Raw genomic sequence first — 18816 nt, forward strand, 5'->3', positions numbered from 1 at the left:
GGTCAGCCGGAAGCGGGAGCGGCGTCCCCTGTGGCACGGACGCGCGGGAGGAAGGCGGACCAGGCAGCGGGGCTGACGGCGATGGTGCGGGCGGTGGGGGTCTTGGAGTCGCGGATGTGGAGGGCGGTGCGGGAGAGGGCTATCTCCAGGCATTCGCCCTCGCTGCCGCTGTGGCTGCTCTTGGACCATTCCAGCGCGATATCAACGCATTCGCCCTCGCTGTCGCTGTAGCTGCTCTTGAACCAGACGATGTCCGTGCTCATAGCTTCTCTGCCACCTCTTCGATCAGCCTTGCGGACTCCTCCGGGGTGAGGGCCTGCGCTCGCAGGGTGCCATATTTGCCGAACAGGTCTGCCAGATCAGGCTGTTCACTGACGAAGTACCCGCCACGGTGCCCCTCGACGTAGGCGAGCTGACATCGCTCGACGGTCTCCAGCAGGATCATGCTGCCATTGAGCCCGGCGTGCACCTCCCGTTTGTGCGGCATGACTTGGATCTCGACGTGCCGTAGCCGCCCGATGGCCAGGATGCGGTCCAACTGTTCCTTGAGAGTGGCTTTGCCGCCCAACGGGCGGGTCAGTGTGCTCTCTTCCATGACGTAGCTGACGTGTGGCGGTACCTTTCGCTCGAACAGCTGCTGGCGCCCCAGGCGTGAGGCGACGCGGCTTTCCACCTCCTCGTCGTCGAAGGTTGGCCACCGGTTCGAGGCGAAGACCGCCCGTGCGTACGCCTCGGTCTGCAGCGACCCGGGGACCAGGTGTGTCTGGTACACGTGAAGGGCGGCAGCCTTCCTCTCCTCCACCAGGTAGTCCTCGGTCCAGGGAGGTTGTCCGCTTGTGCCGAACGCTTTCTCTGCCACTACTTGCAGTGCACCTTGTGCACCAAGTACCTGATCGGCCACGCGGACGAACTGCCCCTTCGGGATGCGCTCCCCTCTTTCCACCATTGCCACCTGTGACTTGGAGTAGCCCACATGCTGGCCGAGCGCCTCCTGCGTCATTCCGGCCCGCTCCCGGTGGAGTTTGAGCAGCGCTCCGAAGACCTCCGACCCCCGATCACCGAAGTGCACAACCGCCTCCTCAACCGCACAGCCGCGCACGGACCTTGCGCAGCCCTGGTCACAGTATGTGACCGTCCTGAAGCATCTGCGGCATGTACGAGAGAATTGCTGCCCCCTGGATTCCCACCTGGATCCCCGCCTCCGGTCACGCCCTGCGCCACGCGGGCATCCACTTCGACGCCGTACGTCTGCGCGGCGCCGTGAGTGAACGGGTCGCCTGGGAGCTGCTGTTGGCGACCGGGTTCGCCGCCGGGCCGGTCGTCCAGGAGATCGCGGGCGAGCGGAACATGTACTTCCTGCTGCCGCCGGACACCGCGTCCGGCTTCCGCTGGCCGCCGGGGGTGCGGACGCTGACGCGCGGTGACGGGCGCCGTGCCTACGTCGGCGTCCCGGCGCTGTCGGGGGTGACCTGGCCGCTGGTGTGGCGGTCGGAGCCGTCGGCGGCGGTGCCCTTCGTGCGGGGGGAGCTGCTGAGGGAGGTGGTGGGCCGGGTGACCGGCGGATGACCGGGGGTGGGGCAGCCGCCCTGGGGCGCGGCGGGTGCGGGCGGTTCGGCAGCCCGGTCCCGCGCAGCCGACCCGGGCGCGGTCACGCGGTGTACGGCCCGCCCAGGTCCCATGCCTGGTGCAGGGCCGTTGCGAAGGCTTCGGCGATCCGGTGCTCGCCGAGCGCGTTCGGGTGGGTGCCGTCGTAGGTGTCGGTGTGGAGGTCGTACGACGGCGGTGGTGAGGCGGCGAGCAGGGGGGAGCCGGGGGCGTCGAGGTCGGCGATCGTCTTGGCGAGGAGTTCGTTGAAGCGGGTCACGTGTGCCGCGAACGTCGGGTCGGCCTCCGCCCGGATGTTGGGGATCACCGGCAGGATCACCATCCGCACCCGCGGGTTGGCGGTCCGGGCCGCGGCGACGAAGCGCCGGACGTTGTCCGCCGTCTGCCCGGGGTCGGTGTAGAAGCCCAGGTCGATCAGGCCGAGCGAGACCAGCAGGACGTCGGCGCGGCAGGTGCGCACGGCGTCCTCGACCACGTCGGCCATGTGCAGCCAGCCCTCGCCCCAGCCCGCCAGGTGGGAACGGGGGAAACCGGGGTCGGCGTACGCGTACGACGAGTCGGTGTCCGTGGCCTTGTCGTGCAGTGCCTCGCGGGTGCCGACCAGTGTGAAGGGGCCGCCGTACGTTGCGCACAGGTGCTGCCACATGCGGTAGCGCCATGTGTGTTCGCCCGCGCTGCCGATCGTCATCGAGTCACCGACGGGCATCAACCTGAGCATCCGCTCATCATGGGGGATCGCCGGAGGATCGGGCCCGGCCGGGGGATGTGAGGCCTGCCACGCCGCCGGCGGCCTGCCGCCGAACCCGCCCCGCCGCGCCCCCGGCGGACGATCCGTCCTGTCCCGGCCGCCGCGCCCACCCTGCCCCGCCCGCCGAACCCGCGTCCGGAGTGGCAGGCTTGACGCATGCGCCGACCCTTCGCCCTGCTGACCTCGGCCCTGCTCCTGGGGGCTCTCTCCGCCCCGTCCGCGGCCGCCGCCGACGGGGACGAGGGCTTCACGGTGAAGGACCCCCGCATCACCGAGTCCAGCGGGCTCGCCGCCTCCCGCCTGCACCCCGGGATCTTCTGGACGCACAACGACAGCGACGACGGCCCGTACCTCTACGCCGTGGACGGCGCCACCGGCCGCACCGTCGCCACCCTGACCCTCACCGGCATCGGCTCCCCCCGGGACGTGGAGGCCATCTCCATCGGGCCGGACAACCACATCTGGGTCGGTGACATCGGCGACAACTTCGGCGGCCGGTGGCCGTACGTGTGGGTGTACGAGCTGCCCGAGCCCAAGGAGCTGAGGGACGCCACGGTGCGCGCCACCCAGTACGTGGTGAGGTACTCCGACGGCCCCCGGGACGCCGAGTCGCTGGTCGTCCACCCGAAGACCGGTCGGGTCTACATCGTCGACAAGAAGGAGGACGGCGGCCACCTCTACGAGGGCCCCGCCCGCCTGTCGACGTCGGGCGCCAACATCTTCCGGCCCGTCGCCGCCGTCGACCTGTGGGCCACCGACGCCGCGTTGTCACCCGACGGCGACCGGCTGGCCGTGCGCGGGTACTTCGGCGGGATCCTCTACGACTGGAACGGCGGCGACCTCAAGAAGATCGAGCGACTGAACGTGCCGCTGCAACGGCAGGGCGAGTCCGTCACCTACTCGGCCGACGGCAGCAAGCTGCTCTACGGCAGCGAGGGGGCCGACAGCGGGGTGGTGGCCGAGGACGCGCCGGGCGCGCCGGGCGGGGGCACCGCCTCGCGCCGGGCCCAGGAGGGTGCGGGTGGCGCGTCGGCCGGGGAGGGCGGCGGTGACGGCTTCAGGAACGGCGCGATCATCGTCGCCGTCGCGTGTGTGGCCCTGTTCGGCCTGCGCAGGCTTTTCCGCCGGGGGTGACGGACCTCCCGTCCCGCGCAGCGACGACGTCCTCGGGCCCGGCACCCCGCCGGAGGGCACCTCGCGAACGTCGAGGCGGCTTCACCGGCGTATCCGGGGGGCGCGTGACGGCGGCGAGTGCCCAGCGTGAGCCGCACGACCTCCCGGGACGTGCCGAGGGGCGCCCGGCCAGCGGGCGCCCCTCGTGTGCGTGGTCCTCCGCGGTCAGGCCGTGCCGCCCGCGCGCCTGCCCGCGTGGCCGTGGCCGTGGCCGTGCCCGTGGTCATCGCCGCGCGCGGCCTGCTCCTGGAGCAGCGCGGCGATCGAGTTGACGTCGTCGGCGACGCCGAACACGCCCTGGATGTCCGGGGTCGAAGCGCCGTTGACGCCGACGAAGAAGGTGTGCAGACGGCCGTCCGCCGCCTCCAGGTAGCCGGCCAGGGTCTGCCCGCCCACCGCGAAGCGCTGGTTGAGGGTGTCGAAGCCGACGACCGTGCCCGTCTTGGCGAACACCTTGCCCTTGGCGGGGCAGTCGGTGCAGGAGGCCGACAGGCTGCCGTCCACGCCCAGGATCGGCAGGGCGAGCCGGAACCGGTCCGCGTCCGGGGTGCCCTGCCAGTAGTGCAGCATCTGCTCCAGGGCGACGGGCGTGGCCCGGTCGACGGGGTCGCCGCCCCGGCCGTCCGCGAGCTGGATCTGCCCGGGGTCCACGCCGGCCCGCTTCAGGAAGGACCTGAGCACCGGGAAGCCGTCCGTGCAGTCGTGGCTTCCGGTGGTGACGGCCATGTTGCACAGGGCCAGGTTGGCGCCCAGGTTGTGACTGACCTTCAGGATCAGCTTGGCGTACTCGGCGTACACCGGTGAGACGTACGCGGCCACCCGCCGGCCGCCGATCGGGCTCGGTGGCAGCTCGCCCTCCGGGTTGGGGCCGGTCGCCGCGGCGGTGACCTTCACGCCCGCCCGGCCGAGGGCCTCGATCAGGGCCGTGCGCCCGAAGGCGGCGGGGTCCTGTACCGCGGAGATCCGCAGCGTCGGCTGCGCGTCGGCGGCGATCGTGCCGGAGAGGGTGATCCGGGTGCCGTCGTCGGAGGCCGACACCTCGATGTCGGTCGTGCCGCCCGCCGCCACCGTCCTCACCGTCGAGGTCACCTGGTACGGCGCGACCTGCGGGCGCCAGGACAGCCGGGCGGGGCGGCCCGGCCGGGTCGGCGTGGTCAGCAGGTCGATCACGTTGTCGTTGATGATCAGCGGGTACGGGCGGGGGTCGAGCGCGGGCGGCGTGAAGACGCGGTCGTCCACGATGACGTCGCCGCGCACCTCGGTGATGCCCGAGCGGCGCACCTGGGCGGCGAGGTCGTTGATCCCGGCGAGCGGGTCCTCCGGGGTGAGCGTGGCACCGGGGAGGCTGTTGGCGTAGGTGTGGTCGATGCTGGTGTACGAGACGCTGCCGTCGGGCGCGGTGCGCCCGCCCATGGTGAGGTCGCCCTGAGCGACGAGGGCGAGGTCGCCGGTGAGGACTCCGCCGTGCCGCCGCCCCAGGGCCTGGACCGGCGTGGTGAACCGGTGGTCCCCGCCGAGGGTGTGCCAGGCGCCGGAGACGCTGAACAGCTTCTCCGCCGAACCGGGGATGAAGAACTGCCCGGCGCCCATCGCGTGGATGACCCGGCCGGTCTCCAGGTCCGTCTCCGTCACCCCCCACCGCGCGTACTCGTAGCCGGGCTTGTGCATGATCGCCGTGATCTCGGGGCCGAGGTGCTGGCCGGAGTCGGCGGCGGGGGCGGTCGCGGCCGTGGTCGTGACGACAGCGAGCAGCGTGCCTGCGGCGGCCCAGCCGCGCCAGTTACGGATCTTCGATCTCACAGTTCCACCTGCTGGGGTCGGAAGCCGGAAGCCGGGGCCGGTGCAGCGGTACGGATCGGTCCCGGCCACCGGGCACTCGCCGCATCGTAGAAGCGCACAGCGTGCTTATCGGTCATATGGGGCGATATTTGTGCGAACTTGGCCGAGGTCACCCCGTCGGCGCAATGCGGTGAAGGGCGCGCGTGCGACCGGCGGCGAAGGCGGGGCACGCGGGCCGACCGTGGCCGGTGTGCGGGGGGAACGGTTTCTTCAGTCGGGTCCGGAGGCCGGCCGGGTGCGTGCGGGGCGCGGAGAAGGCCGACGGGGGCGACACGCCGTGTCGCCCCCGTCGGGGAAGCCCGGGGGAAGTCCGGGAAAGCTCCCGGAGGATTCCGGGAAGTCCCCGGGGTGAACCCGGGGAAGCAGCGCTCAGAGGCGCTCGATCACGTGGTCGACGCACTTCGTCAGCGCCTCGACGTCCGCCGGGTCGATCGCCGGGAACATCGCGATGCGCAACTGGTTGCGGCCGAGCTTGCGGTACGGCTCGGTGTCGACGATGCCGTTGGCGCGCAGGACCTTGGCGACGGCGGCGGCGTCGATCTCGTCCGAGAAGTCGATCGTGCCGATGACCTGGGAGCGCTTGGCCGGGTCGGTGACGAACGGGGTCGCGTACTTGGACTCCTCCGCCCAGGCGTACAGACGGCCGGAGGAGTCCTTCGTCCGCGCGGTGGCCCAGCCGAGCCCGCCCTGGCCGTTGATCCACTCGAGCTGCTGGTTCAGCAGGAAGAGGGTGGCGAGGGCCGGGGTGTTGTACGTCTGGTTCTTGCGGGAGTTGTCGATCGCCGTCGGCAGGGAGAAGAACTCCGGGACGTGGCGGCCGGAGGCGTGGACCCGCTCGGCGCGCTCGATAGCGGCCGGGGAGAACACGCCGATCCACAGGCCGCCGTCGGAGGCGAAGGACTTCTGCGGGGCGAAGTAGTAGACGTCGGTCTCGGCGACGTCGACCGGGAGGCCGCCCGCGCCGGACGTGGCGTCGACGAGGACCAGCGCGCCCGCGTCGGCGCCCTGGACCCGCTTGATCGGCATGGCGACGCCGGTCGAGGTCTCGTTGTGGGTGAACGCGTAGACGTCCACGCCCGCTTCGGCCCGTGCCTCGGGGTGCGTGCCCGGGTCGGCGGCGATGACGGTGGGCTCGGCGAGCCACGGGGCCAGCTTGGCCGCCTTGGCGAACTTGGAGCTGAACTCGCCGAAGGCGAGGTGCTGCGACTTGTTCTCGATCAGGCCGTGGGTCGCGATGTCCCAGAACGCGGTGGAGCCCCCGTTGCCGAGGACGACCTCGTAGCCCTCGGGCAGCGCGAACAGCTCGCGGACGCCCTCGCGGACCTGACCGACCAGGTTCTTGACGGGGGCCTGGCGGTGGGAGGTGCCGAGCAGGGACGTACCCGTGGCGGCCAGGGCGTCCAGCGCCTCCACCCGCACCTTGGAGGGGCCCGCGCCGAATCGACCGTCCGCGGGCTTGATGTCAGCAGGAATCTGGATCTCAGCCACGAGCGGAGCGTATCCCCTCGAAGAAACCCGAACGAAACGTGTCCGTCGGATGAGACGAGTCCGCGGGTGCCCGAACGTGTGGGGAACTACGAAGCGGGCGGGGGGTGGAAGAGGGCGTGCGGCGGGAGGCGGAGCGCCGGGAGAGGGCGGTGGGACGGCCCCGGAGAGGTGGCGGGGGGCGGTGGGGAAGGCGGCGAGGAGGCGGCCGTGAGACGGCTCGCGGTGACGGGCGGACGCGGGCCGGGCGGGGACGCGCGGGGCCGTGGTGACGGACGGTGGCCGGATGCATGCTGGAGGGCATGACGGATCTGGAGGCAGAACTGCGCGGCACCGTCCGGGGCGAGGTGGACTTCGGTGTCACCGCACGGGCGCTGACCACGATGGACGCGTCCAACCACCGGCGCGTCCCGCTGGGTGTGGTGGCCCCGCGCGACGCCGACGACGTGGCCGCGGTGCTGGAGGCGTGCCGGGCGCGCGGGGTGCCGGTGGTCGCGCGGGGCGCGGGTACGTCGATCGCGGGCCAGGCCACGGGGACGGGCGTCGTGCTGGACTTCACCCGGCACATGAACCGCCTGCTGCGGCTGGACCCGCAGGCCCGCACGGCCGTCGTCCAGCCCGGGCTCGTCCTGGACCGGCTCCAGGAGGCCGCCGCCCCGTACGGCCTGCGGTTCGGCCCGGACCCCTCCACACACAGCCGGTGCACGCTCGGCGGGATGGTCGGCAACAACTCCTGCGGTGCGCACTCGGTGGCCTGGGGGACGACCGCGGACAGCGTGGCCGGGCTGGACGTGATCACCGCGCGGGGGAGGCGGCTGCGCCTCGGGCGGGAGTGGGCGGGTGCACCGGACGGCCTGCGGGAGCTGGCCGAGGGGAACCTGGCCCGGCTGCGCACCGGCTTCCCCGGACTGCCCCGCCGCATCTCCGGATACGCCCTGGACGCGCTGCTGCCCGAGAACGGCGCCGACGTGGCCCGCTCCTTCTGCGGCAGCGAGGGGACGCTGGCCGTGCTGACGCAGGCGGTGGTGCGGCTCGTGGAGGCGCCCCCCGCGCGGGCGCTCGCGGTGCTGGGGTACACCGACGAGAGCGCGGCGGCGCAGGCGGCGGCCGGGCTGCTGGCGCACGGGCCGTTGACGGTGGAGGGCATGGCGGCCGACCTGGTGCCGTCGGCGGTGTCGCTGCCCCGCGGCGGGGCCTGGCTGTTCGTGGAGACCGGAGGGGAGTCGGCGGACGAGGCACGCGCGCGCGCCGAGACGATCGTCCGCTCGGCCGACGTCCTCGACGCGGCGGTCGTCACCGACCCGGCGGCGCAGCGCGCACTGTGGCGGATCCGCGAGGACGCGGCGGGCACGGCGACCCGGATGCCGGACGGCACGGAGGCCTGGCCGGGCTGGGAGGACTGCGCGGTGCCGCCCGCGCGACTCGGCGCCTATCTGCGGGACTTCCGCGCCCTGCTGGCCGCCCACGGCCTGCGCGGCACCCCCTACGGCCACTTCGGCGACGGCTGCATCCACGTCCGCGTCGACTTCGACCTGGTGACCGCGGCGGGTGTGGCCCACTACCGGCGTTTCTCGGGGGAACTGGCCGAGCTGGTGGTGGCGCACGGCGGCTCGCTGTCGGGGGAGCACGGGGACGGGCTGGCGCGCTCGGAGCTGCTGCCGCGGATGTACGGCGCGCAGACGGTGGCCCTGTTCGAGCGGGCGAAGGCGCTCTGGGACCCGGACGACCTGCTCAACCCCGGTGTGCTGGTGCGCCCGGCCCCCCTGGACGCGAACCTCCGCTTCGCCGTCCTGCCGCGCGAGCCGGTGGAGGTGGCCTTCGGATACCCGGCCGACCGTGGCGACTTCTCGGCGGCGGTACGTCGTTGCGTGGGCGTCGCCAAGTGCCGTACGGAGACGGTGTCCGGGCCCACCGTGATGTGCCCGTCGTACCGCGTGACGGGGCGGGAGGAACACTCCACGCGCGGACGCGCCCGGCTGCTGCACGAGATGCTCGCCGGGGAACTGGTGACCGACGGGTGGCACTCGGCGGAGGTGCGTGACGCACTCGACCTGTGCCTGTCCTGCAAGGGGTGCCGCTCCGACTGCCCCGTCGAGGTCGACATGGCCACCTACAAGGCGGAGTTCCTGCACCACCACTACGCCGGGCGCCGCCGCCCGGCGGCCCACTACGCGCTGGGGTGGCTGCCGGTGTGGTTGCGCCGGGTGGCGCGGACGCGCACGGCACGGCTCGTGAACGCCCTGGCCGCCGTACCGCCGCTGGCGTGGGCGGCGAAGCGGGCCGGGGGGATCGCGCCGGAGCGGGGGATCCCACGGCTGGCGGGCCGGACGTTCAGCCGGTGGTGGGAGCGGCGCGGCCCGCGGGGCCCGGCGGACGGCGGTGACCTGGTCGTCCTGTGGCCGGACACCTTCACCGAGTACTTCTCGCCGTCGGTGGGGCGTGCGGCCGTCCGCGTACTGGAGGCGGCGGGACTGCGGGTGGCGCTCCCGCCGACCGTGCATCTCGGGCGCCCGCCCGTGGGCGACGGCCGGACGGTGGCCCTCGACCCGGTGTCGCTGCTGCGGGGCCGGGGCCGCGTCTGCTGCGGGCTGACGTACGTCTCCACGGGTCAGCTCGATCGCGCCCGGACGGTCCTGCGGCGCACCCTCGACCTGATGGAACCGGTGCTGGAGACGGCCGCCCCGGTCGTCGTCCTGGAGCCCAGCTGCGCGGCGGCCCTGCGCACCGACCTGCCGGAGCTGCTCCACGACGACCCGCGCGCCGCCCGCCTGGCCGCCCGCGTGCTGACCTTCGCGGAGACCCTGGAGCGGCACGCGCCCGGCTGGACCCCGCCCCGTGTCGACCGCCCGGTGGCCGGCCAGACCCACTGCCACCAGCACGCGGTCCTCGGCGACGCGGCAGACCGGCGGCTGCGCGAGGCCGCCGGCCTCACCGGCGACCTGACCGGCGGCTGCTGCGGACTGGCCGGCAACTTCGGCTTCGAGAAGGGGCACTTCGACGTCTCGCGGGCGTGCGCGCAGGAGCAGCTCCTGCCGGCGGTACGGGACGCCGCGCCGGACGCGGTGCTCCTGGCCGACGGTTTCTCCTGCCGGACGCAGCTTCAGCAGCTGGCGGGGGCGCGGGGGCGGCATCTGGCCGAGGTGCTGGCGCAGGCACTGCGAGGGGATGTCGGGGCGGGAGACGCTGCGGGGGGCGCGACGGCGGGCGGCTGAGGACGCGACCGGGAGCGGCGGAGAGCGGGTGTGGCCGCCGGGGCGGGCCCGGCCCCGGCGCCGCCGGGACGTCCACCTGCTTCCCCGTTGCCTCGTTCGGACGGCCACCGGGCGCCGCCGGGACGGGGAGGGGCGGTGCCCAGGGGGAAGGTGGGCGGCGCCGACGGGGCGGGCCCGGGTTCCGGTCGCCGACTTGGTCCATTACTCTGGACCGGGAAGTGCATCATGATGGACGATCTTCGAGCCGAGCACCTGGACAGCCCGTGACCTCCCCCGACGCCGCAGCCCCCACCGCCGCGCAGACCGCGACCCACCCCGCCCCCGCACCGGCCGGCACGCCGGGCCGCCACCGGGGCGGTTCCCTCGGCCCCGTCGGCCTGGTGCTGGCCGGCGGTGTCTCGGTGCAGTTCGGCGGGGCGCTGGCGGTCACCCTGATACCGCGGGCCGGCGCGCTCGGTGTCGTGGCCCTGCGGCTGCTGGTGGCGGCGGTGGTGCTGCTCGTGGTGTGCCGGCCCCGGCTGCGTGGGCACTCCCGCACCGACTGGGGCACCGTGATCGTCTTCGGGGTCACCATGGCCGCGATGAACGGCCTCTTCTACCAGTCCGTCGCCCGCATCCCGCTGGGCCCGGCGGTCACGCTGGAGGTCCTCGGCCCGCTGGCACTCTCCGTCCTGACCACCCGCCGCGCCATCAACGTGCTGTGGGCCGGGCTCGCCCTCACCGGCGTCTTCCTGCTCGGCGGCGGGGGCTTCTCCGACCTCGACCCCGCCGGTGTCGCCTTCGCGCTGGGCGCGGGCGCCATGTGGGCGGCGTACATCGTCTTCAGCGCCCGCACCGGCCGGCGGTTCCCGCAGGCGGACGGGCTGGCGCTGGCCATGGCGGTGGGTGCGCTGCTCTTCCTGCCGCTGGGTGTCGCGGGGGCCGGCGGCAGGCTCGTCGACCCGGTGACACTGGGGCTGGGTGCCGCGGTGGCCCTGCTGTCCTCCGTGCTGCCCTACACCCTCGAACTCCTCGCCCTGCGGCGCCTGCCCGCACCCACCTTCGCGGTCCTGATGAGCCTGGAGCCCGCCGTCGCCGCGACCGCCGGCTTCCTGGTCCTGGGGCAGGCGCTGTCCGCCGCGCAGAGCGTCGCCATCGCGCTCGTCATCGCGGCGAGCATGGGAGCGGTGCGCACGCAGGTGGCCCGGGCGAAGGGCGCCGTGGAGGTCTGAGCGGAAGCTCCGGGCGCGGCACTCCGGGCGGGCGCGGCGCGCGGGAGGGCTGAGCGCGCGGGGGCGCCGGAGGGCCGGCCGGTGCCGCGGGCGCCGTGGCTGCGGCCGGACGCGGACGAGGCGGACGTGGGCATGGCCGGACGTGGTCTGTTGTGGCCCGTCGCGGCCCGCGAAGAAATCATGCAAGCATGCTTGATTGTTTATGGCTCCGCTGCCATGCTCCCCCCATGTCAGATCCGACGCCCGTGATCGACGACCTGCGCGCCGAGAGCGCCGAACTCGACTTTCTGGTAGGGGAGTTGACTTCCGAGCAGTGGGCCCTTGCCACCCCGGCCCCCGGCTGGAGCATCGCCCACCAGATCGCCCACCTCGCCTGGACCGACCGTTCCGCCCTGCTGGCCGTCACCGACCAGGACGGCTTCCACGCGCTGGTGGAGAAGGCCCTCGCCGCCCCCGACCGCTTCGTCGACGACGGCGCCGAGGAGTACGCGCTCCTCCCGCCCGCCGAACTGCTCACGAGCTGGCGGGACGGCCGGGCCGCGCTCGACCGGGCGCTCCGCGAGGCCCCACCCGGCGCCCGGTTCCCCTGGTACGGCCCGCCGATGTCCACCGCCTCCATGGCCACCGCCCGCATGATGGAGACCTGGGCGCACGGCCAGGACGTCGCCGACGCGCTCGGCGTCACCCGCGCCCCCACCGACCGCCTGCGGCACATCGCCCGCCTCGGCGTCCGCACCCGCGACTTCGCCCACGGCGTCCACGGCCTGCCCGTTCCCGCCGACCCCTTCCGCGTCGAACTGCTCGCCCCCTCCGGCGAGCTGTGGGCGTACGGCCCCGAGGACGCCCCCCAGCGCGTCAGCGGGCCCGCCCTCGACTTCTGCCTGCTGGTCACCCAGCGCGCCCACCGCACCGACCTCGCCCTGACCGCCGAGGGCCCGGACGCCGACCGCTGGCTGGACATCGCCCAGGCCTTCGCGGGGCCGCCGGGCGGCGGGCGTGCCCCGCAGGAGGCCGGCGGCCCCGTGGACAGGGGCCCGCGATGAGCCCCGCCCCGGGCGAACCCCTCCGCGTCGGCAACGCCTCCGGCTTCTACGGCGACCGCTTCGACGCCCTGCGCGAGATGCTCACCGGTGGCGACCTGGACGTCCTCACCGGTGACTACCTCGCCGAGCTGACCATGCTCATCCTGGCCCGGGACCGGCTCAAGGAACCCGCCGCCGGGTACGCCCGCACCTTCCTGCGTCAGCTGGAGGAATGCCTCGGCCTGGCGCACGAGCGCGGCGTGCGGATCGTCGCCAACGCCGGCGGCCTCAACCCGGCGGGACTCGCCGACGCCGTACGGGAGCTGGCCGACCGGCTCGGCATCCCCGTGCGCGTGGCCCACGTCGAGGGCGACGACCTGCACGGCGCCCACCCGGGTGCGCTCGCCGCACACGCCTACCTCGGGGGCTTCGGCATCGCCGCCTGCCTGCGCGGGGGCGCCGACGTGGTGGTGACCGGGCGGGTGACGGACGCGGCGCTGGTCACCGGGCCGGCCGCCGCCCACTTCGGGTGGGTTCCGGCGGACCACGACCCGCTCGCGGGCGCCGTCGTCGCCGGGCACGTGCTGGAGTGCGGCGCGCAGGCCACCGGCGGCAACTACGCCTTCTTCCGGGGCGCCGACGTACGCCGCCCCGGCTTCCCGCTCGCCGAGATCCACGCCGACGGCAGCAGCGTCATCACCAAGCACCCCGGCACCGGCGGTCTCGTCGACGTCGGCACGGTCACCGCCCAGCTGCTGTACGAGACGGCCGGCGCCCGGTACGCCGGGCCCGACGTCACCGCCCGGCTGGACACCGTACGGCTGAGCCAGGAGGGCCCCGACCGGGTGCGCGTCGGGGGTGTGCGCGGCGAGGCCCCGCCACCGACGCTCAAGGTCGGCGTCAACCGCCTCGGCGGCTTCCGCAACGAGGTCGTCTTCGTCCTCACCGGCCTGGACGTCGAGGCGAAGGCCGAGCTGGTGCGGGCGCAGATGGAGGGGGCCCTCGGCAAGGTCGCCGAGGCCCGCTGGACGCTCGCCCGCACCGACCGGCCCGACGCCGACACCGAGGAGACCGCGAGCGCCCTGCTGCGGCTCGTCGTGCGCGACCCGGACCAGGTGGCCGTCGGGCGGGCGCTGAGCGGGGCGGCCGTGGAGCTGGCGCTCGCGAGCTACCCCGGCTTCCACGTGCTCGCGCCGCCCGGGAAGGGCTCGCCGTACGGCGTCTTCGAGACGGCGAGCGTCCCCCAGGACGCCGTCGCGCACCTCGCGGTCCTCCCCGACGGGAGCCGCGTCGCGGTGGCCCCGCCCCGCGGGACCCGCCCGCTCGACGCCGTGCCGGAGCCCGCGCCGCCCGCGCCCCTGCCGCCGGGACCGGTGCGCCGCGCACCGCTCGGCCTGGTCGCCGGGGCCCGCAGCGGCGACAAGGGCGGAGACGCCAACGTCGGGGTGTGGGTGCGGTCCGAGCAGGCGTGGCGGTGGCTCGTGCACGAGCTGACCGCCGACCGGTTCCGGCAGCTGATCCCCGAGAGCCGGGACCTGCCCGTCACCCGGCACGTCCTGCCGAACCTGCGCGCCGTGAACTTCACCGTCGAGGGCCTGCTCGGCGCCGGCGTCGCCGCCCGGCACCGCTTCGACCCGCAGGCCAAGGCACTCGGCGAATGGCTGCGCGCCCGCCACCTGGACATCCCGGAGGTTCTGCTGTGACCGTCCTGACCTCCACCCTGGACACCGCGGGCACCGACTACCGGGCCCACCGCGAGGCGATGCTGGCCAAGCTCGACGAGCTGTCCGCCGAGCACGCCAAGGTCCTCGCGGGCGGCGGCGGGAAGTACGTCGAACGGCACCGCGGGCGCGGCAAGCTCCTCGCCCGCGAGCGGATCGAGCTGCTCCTCGATCCCGACACGCCGTTCCTGGAGCTGTCGCCGCTGGCAGCCTGGGGCAGCGACCACACCGTCGGCGCCTCTCTGGTCACCGGTATCGGGACCGTCGAGGGCGTGGAGTGCCTGGTCACCGCCAACGACCCGACGGTCCGCGGCGGCGCCAGCAACCCCTGGTCGCTGAAGAAGGCCCTGCGCGCCAACGACATCGCCCTGACCAACCGGCTGCCCTGCATCAGCCTCGTGGAGTCCGGCGGTGCCGACCTGCCCTCCCAGAAGGAGATCTTCATCCCGGGCGGCGCGATCTTCCGCGACCTGACCCGGCTGTCGGCGGCCGGTATCCCCACGATCGCCGTCGTCTTCGGCAACTCCACCGCCGGAGGCGCCTATGTCCCCGGCATGTCCGACCACGTGATCATGGTCAAGGAGCGGGCGAAGGTGTTCCTCGGCGGACCGCCGCTGGTGAAGATGGCGACGGGGGAGGAGAGCGACGACGAGTCCCTCGGCGGTGCCGACATGCACGCGCGCGTGTCGGGCCTCGCCGACTACTTCGCCGTCGACGAACCGGACGCCCTGCGGCAGGCACGCCGGGTCGTCGCCCGCCTCAACCACCGCAAGGCGTACGGCGACCCGCCCCCCGCCGAACCGCCCAAGTACGCCGAGGAGGAGCTCCTCGGCATCGTCCCCGGTGATCTGAAGACCCCCTTCGACCCGCGCGAGGTCGTCGCCCGCCTCGTCGACGGCTCCGACTTCGACGAGTTCAAGCCGCTGTACGGGACGAGCCTGTGCACGGGCTGGGCGGCACTGCACGGCTACCCGGTCGGCATCCTGGCGAACGCCCGGGGCGTGCTGTTCAGCGAGGAGTCACAGAAGGCCGCCCAGTTCATCCAGCTCGCCAACCAGCGGGACATCCCGCTGCTGTTCCTGCACAACACCACCGGCTACATGGTCGGCAGGGAGTACGAACAGGGCGGCATCATCAAGCACGGCGCGATGATGATCAACGCGGTGAGCAACTCGCGCGTCCCCCACCTGTCGGTGCTCATGGGCGCCTCCTACGGCGCCGGGCACTACGGCATGTGCGGGCGGGCCTACGACCCGCGCTTCCTGTTCGCCTGGCCCAGCGCCAAGTCGGCGGTCATGGGCCCGCAGCAGCTCGCCGGCGTGCTGTCCATCGTCGCCCGGCAGTCGGCCGCCGCGAAGGGGCAGCCGTACGACGAGGAGGCCGACGCCGCGCTGCGCGCCATGGTGGAGCAGCAGATCGAGTCCGAGTCGCTGCCGATGTTCCTGTCCGGGCGGCTGTACGACGACGGCGTCATCGACCCGCGCGACACCCGCACCGTCCTCGGACTGTGCCTGTCCGCCCTCCACACGGCGCCCTACGAGGGCGCCCGCGGTGGCTTCGGCGTCTTCCGGATGTGAGGGATCCACATGATTGCGACCGTGCTGGTGGCCAACCGCGGCGAGATCGCCTGCCGGATCTTCCGCACCTGCCGTGAGCTGGGCATCCGGACGGTGGCCGTGTATGCGGACGCCGACGGCGACGCCCTGCACACACGCGTGGCGGACGAGGCGGTGCGGCTGCCCGGGGCGACGCCCGCGGAGACGTACCTGCGGGCCGACCTGATCGTGAAGGCGGCGCTCGCCGCCGGTGCCGACGCCGTGCACCCCGGGTACGGCTTCCTCTCCGAGAACGCCGACTTCGCGCGCGCCGTGCGGGACGCGGGGCTGGTCTGGATCGGACCGCCCCCGCGGGCGATCGAGGAGATGGCGTCCAAGACCAGGGCGAAGGAACTCATGGGGATCGAGCCCCTGGGCGAGGTCACCGAGGCCGATCTGCCGGTACTGGTGAAGGCGGCCGCGGGCGGCGGGGGGCGCGGGATGCGCGTCGTGCGCCGCCTGGAGGAGCTCGGCGCCGCGCTGGAGGGCGCGCGCGCCGAGGCGGCGAGCGCCTTCGGTGACGGAGAGGTGTTCGTCGAGCCGTACGTCGTCGACGGCCGCCACGTCGAGGTGCAGATCCTCGCCGACACGCACGGCACGGTGTGGGCGCTGGGCACCCGTGACTGCTCCCTCCAGCGCCGGCACCAGAAGGTGATCGAGGAGGCGCCCGCGCCCGGCCTGAGCGCGGGGCTCGAACGCGAGCTGCACGCGCTGGCCGTGCGCGCCGCGCGCGCCGTCTCCTACATCGGCGCGGGCACCGTCGAGTTCCTCGTCGCCGACGGCCGCGCCCACTTCCTGGAGATGAACACCCGCCTCCAGGTCGAGCATCCCGTCACCGAGGCGGTCTTCGGCCTCGACCTCGTCGCCGAGCAGATCCGCGTCGCCGAGGGCCACGCCCTGGCCGACGCACCGCCCCCCGCGCGCGGCCACGCGATCGAGGCCCGCCTGTACGCCGAGGACCCGGCCCGCGACTGGGCCCCGCAGACCGGCACCCTGCACCACCTCGCCGTACCGGAGGGCGTGCGCCTGGACACCGGGTACGCCGACGGCGACGGCATCGGCGTCCACTACGACCCGATGCTCGCCAAGGTCGTCGCGCACGCCCCCACCCGCGGCGAGGCACTGCGCAGACTCGCCGGCGCTCTTGAACGGGCGGCCGTCCACGGCCCGGTCACCAACCGCGACCTGCTGGTGCGGTCCCTGCGGCACGAGGAGTTCGCCGCCGCCCGCATGGACACCGGCTTCTACGACCGCCATCTCGCCGACCTGACGGCGCCCGCTCCCGATCCGCACGCCCCCCTGGCCGCCGCCCTCGCCGACGCCCATGGCCGCTCCCGCTTCGGCGGCTGGCGCAACCTGCCGTCCCAGCCGCAGGTCAAGCGGTACGCGATGGCGGGAGAGGTGCATGAGGTGCGCTACCTCCACACCCGGACGGGCTTCACCACCGAGACCCCCGGCGTGCGCGTCGTGCACGCCGGCGCCCGCCTGGTCGTCCTCGACGTCGACGGCGTGCGGCGCCGCTACGAGGTGGCGCGCTACGGCGACGAGGGCGACGAGGGCGCCGAGGGCGACGAGGGCGCCGAGGTCCACGTCAATGCGGACCGCCTCACCGCCCTGCCCCGCTTCTCCGACCCGGCCGCCCAGCACGCCCCCGGTTCCCTGCTCGCGCCCATGCCGGGCACGGTCGTCAAGGTCGCCGACGGTCTCGTCACCGGATCGAGTGTCCGGTCCGGCGAACCGATCGTGTGGCTCGAAGCGATGAAGATGCAGCACCGGATCTCGGCACCCACGACCGGAACGCTCACCGCCCTGCACGCCGTGCCCGGCCAGCAGGTCACGGTCGGCGCGCTGCTGGCGGTCGTCGACCCCGGCTGAGGGCGGCGGGGCCCCCGACCCGAGGCCCCGCGGCCCAGCCGGCCCGCCGCCCCGCGGCGGCTCCGCCGATCCGAGGCACCACCGCTCCGCCGCACCACGGACCTCCCGCGAGCCACCCCACCCAACCCGCAGCCCGGAGGAGACCCATGACCACGCACATCGAGTCCGACGAGCACAAAGCCCTCCGATCCGCCGTGTCGGCCCTCGGCAACCGCTACGGCCGCGACTACATCACCCGGACCGTCGCGGAAGGCCGCCACCCCACCGAGCTCTGGCAGGAGGCCGGCAAGCTCGGCTACCTCGGAGTCAACCTGCCCGACGCCTACGGCGGCGGGGGCGGCGGCATCACCGAACTCGCCCTCGTCCTGGAGGAACTCGGCGCGGCCGGCTGCCCCCTGCTCATGTTGGTGGTCTCCCCCGCCATCTGCGGCAACGTGATCGCCCGCTTCGGCACCGAGGCGCAGCGGCAGGCCTGGCTCCCCGGCCTCGCCGACGGCACCCGCACCATGGCCTTCGGCATCACCGAGCCGGACGCCGGGTCCAACAGCCACCGCATCACCACCACCGCCCGCCGCGACCCCGACAGCGGCGACTGGCTGCTCACCGGCCGGAAGGTCTTCGTCTCCGGCGTGGACATCGCCGACGCCACCCTCATCGTCGGCCGCACCGAGGACTCCCGCACCGGCCGCCTCAAGCCCTGCCTGTTCATCGTCCCGCGCGATGCCGAGGGCTTCACCCGGCGTCCCATCGACATGGAACTCACCGCCGCGGAGAAGCAGTTCGAGCTGGTCCTGGACGACGTACGGCTGCCCGCCGACGCACTCGTCGGCGACGAGGACGCGGGTCTGCTGCAACTGTTCGCCGGGCTGAACCCGGAGCGGATCATGACGGCCGCGTTCGCGATCGGCATGGGACGCCACGCACTCGCCCGCGCCCTCGACTACGCGCGTGAACGGACCGTGTGGAAGACGCCCATCGGCGCGCACCAGGCCATCGCCCACCCGCTGGCGCAGGCGCACATCGACCTGGAACTGGCCCGCCTGATGATGCAGAAGGCGGCCCACCTCTACGACGCGGGGGACGACTCCGGCGCCGGCGAGGCGGCCAACATGGCCAAGTACGCGGCCGGGGAGGCCTGCGTGAAGGCCGTCGACCAGGCCGTGCACACCCTCGGCGGAAACGGCCTCACGCGCGAGTTCGGCCTGGCGTCGTTGATAACGGCCGCCCGCGTGGCTCGTATTGCCCCGGTGAGCCGGGAGATGATTCTCAACTACGTCTCCCACCAGACCCTGGGTCTGCCGAAGTCGTACTGATCCGGCACACCGCCGTG

General features: G+C 73.8%; 14 protein-coding genes. 9 read left to right on the forward strand and 5 right to left on the reverse strand.

Features of this window, described 5'->3' with window-relative positions:
- Positions 1 to 2: 2 nt before the first annotated feature.
- Both I3F54_RS02280 and I3F54_RS02285 read right to left on the reverse strand, forming a co-directional pair.
- Positions 3 to 263, reverse strand: coding sequence for a DUF397 domain-containing protein (locus I3F54_RS02280; RefSeq protein ID WP_240116839.1), 261 nt, complete (start codon positions 261 to 263; stop codon positions 3 to 5).
- Positions 260 to 1069 (reverse strand): helix-turn-helix transcriptional regulator, encoded by an 810-nt coding sequence (locus I3F54_RS02285; protein WP_240116840.1) that lies wholly within the window; start codon positions 1067 to 1069, stop codon positions 260 to 262. The genes I3F54_RS02280 and I3F54_RS02285 overlap by 4 nt, the downstream gene beginning before the upstream one ends.
- 83 nt (positions 1070 to 1152) lie before the next feature.
- Between I3F54_RS02285 and I3F54_RS02290 the strand changes: the two genes are divergently transcribed.
- Entirely contained in the window at positions 1153 to 1566 is a 414-nt protein-coding gene (locus I3F54_RS02290) for a hypothetical protein (RefSeq protein WP_240116841.1), read from the forward strand.
- 82 nt (positions 1567 to 1648) lie between these two features.
- Here the strand turns inward: I3F54_RS02290 and I3F54_RS02295 are convergent, their stop codons facing one another.
- On the reverse strand, positions 1649 to 2323 hold the full coding sequence (locus tag I3F54_RS02295) for an SGNH/GDSL hydrolase family protein (RefSeq protein WP_240116842.1): 675 nt from the start codon (positions 2321 to 2323) through the stop codon (positions 1649 to 1651).
- 186 nt (positions 2324 to 2509) lie between these two features.
- Between I3F54_RS02295 and I3F54_RS02300 the strand changes: the two genes are divergently transcribed.
- Entirely contained in the window at positions 2510 to 3487 is a 978-nt protein-coding gene (locus I3F54_RS02300) for a WD40 repeat domain-containing protein (RefSeq protein ID WP_240116843.1), read from the forward strand.
- 204 nt (positions 3488 to 3691) lie between these two features.
- Here I3F54_RS02300 and dacB read toward each other — a convergent pair whose 3' ends face one another.
- Positions 3692 to 5326: a D-alanyl-D-alanine carboxypeptidase/D-alanyl-D-alanine-endopeptidase gene (dacB, locus tag I3F54_RS02305; protein WP_240116844.1), complete on the reverse strand. Its 1635-nt coding sequence runs from the start codon at positions 5324 to 5326 to the stop codon at positions 3692 to 3694.
- A 408-nt stretch (positions 5327 to 5734) separates the two neighbouring features.
- Complete coding sequence (gene serC / locus I3F54_RS02310; protein ID WP_240116845.1) at positions 5735 to 6853, reverse strand: phosphoserine transaminase; 1119 nt, start codon at positions 6851 to 6853, stop codon at positions 5735 to 5737.
- 299 nt (positions 6854 to 7152) lie between these two features.
- Between serC and I3F54_RS02315 the strand changes: the two genes are divergently transcribed.
- The 7 genes from I3F54_RS02315 to I3F54_RS02345 all read left to right on the forward strand — a co-directional run bounded on the left by I3F54_RS02315 (position 7153) and on the right by I3F54_RS02345 (position 18799).
- Positions 7153 to 10062, forward strand: a complete 2910-nt coding sequence (locus I3F54_RS02315; protein WP_240116846.1) for an FAD-binding and (Fe-S)-binding domain-containing protein — start codon at positions 7153 to 7155, stop codon at positions 10060 to 10062.
- Positions 10063 to 10325: 263 nt separating this feature from the next.
- Positions 10326 to 11273, forward strand: a complete 948-nt coding sequence (locus tag I3F54_RS02320; RefSeq protein WP_240116847.1) for a DMT family transporter — start codon at positions 10326 to 10328, stop codon at positions 11271 to 11273.
- Positions 11274 to 11500: 227 nt separating this feature from the next.
- Positions 11501 to 12316, forward strand: a complete 816-nt coding sequence (locus I3F54_RS02325) for a TIGR03084 family metal-binding protein (protein ID WP_240116848.1) — start codon at positions 11501 to 11503, stop codon at positions 12314 to 12316.
- Positions 12313 to 13998: an acyclic terpene utilization AtuA family protein gene (locus I3F54_RS02330; RefSeq protein ID WP_240116849.1), complete on the forward strand. Its 1686-nt coding sequence runs from the start codon at positions 12313 to 12315 to the stop codon at positions 13996 to 13998. The genes I3F54_RS02325 and I3F54_RS02330 overlap by 4 nt, the downstream gene beginning before the upstream one ends.
- On the forward strand, positions 13995 to 15593 hold the full coding sequence (locus I3F54_RS02335) for a carboxyl transferase domain-containing protein (RefSeq protein ID WP_240116850.1): 1599 nt from the start codon (positions 13995 to 13997) through the stop codon (positions 15591 to 15593). The genes I3F54_RS02330 and I3F54_RS02335 overlap by 4 nt, the downstream gene beginning before the upstream one ends.
- Positions 15594 to 15602: 9 nt before the next feature.
- Positions 15603 to 17486, forward strand: a complete 1884-nt coding sequence (locus I3F54_RS02340; protein WP_240116851.1) for a biotin carboxylase N-terminal domain-containing protein — start codon at positions 15603 to 15605, stop codon at positions 17484 to 17486.
- A 146-nt stretch (positions 17487 to 17632) separates the two neighbouring features.
- Positions 17633 to 18799 carry an acyl-CoA dehydrogenase family protein gene (locus I3F54_RS02345; protein ID WP_240116852.1) on the forward strand — a complete coding sequence of 389 codons (1167 nt, stop codon included), beginning with the start codon at positions 17633 to 17635 and terminating at the stop codon, positions 18797 to 18799.
- The last annotated feature ends 17 nt before the right edge of the window (positions 18800 to 18816 follow it).

The sequence above is a fragment of the Streptomyces sp. MUM 2J genome (genome assembly GCF_022414535.1).
In the GTDB taxonomy this organism is placed as follows: domain Bacteria; phylum Actinomycetota; class Actinomycetes; order Streptomycetales; family Streptomycetaceae; genus Streptomyces.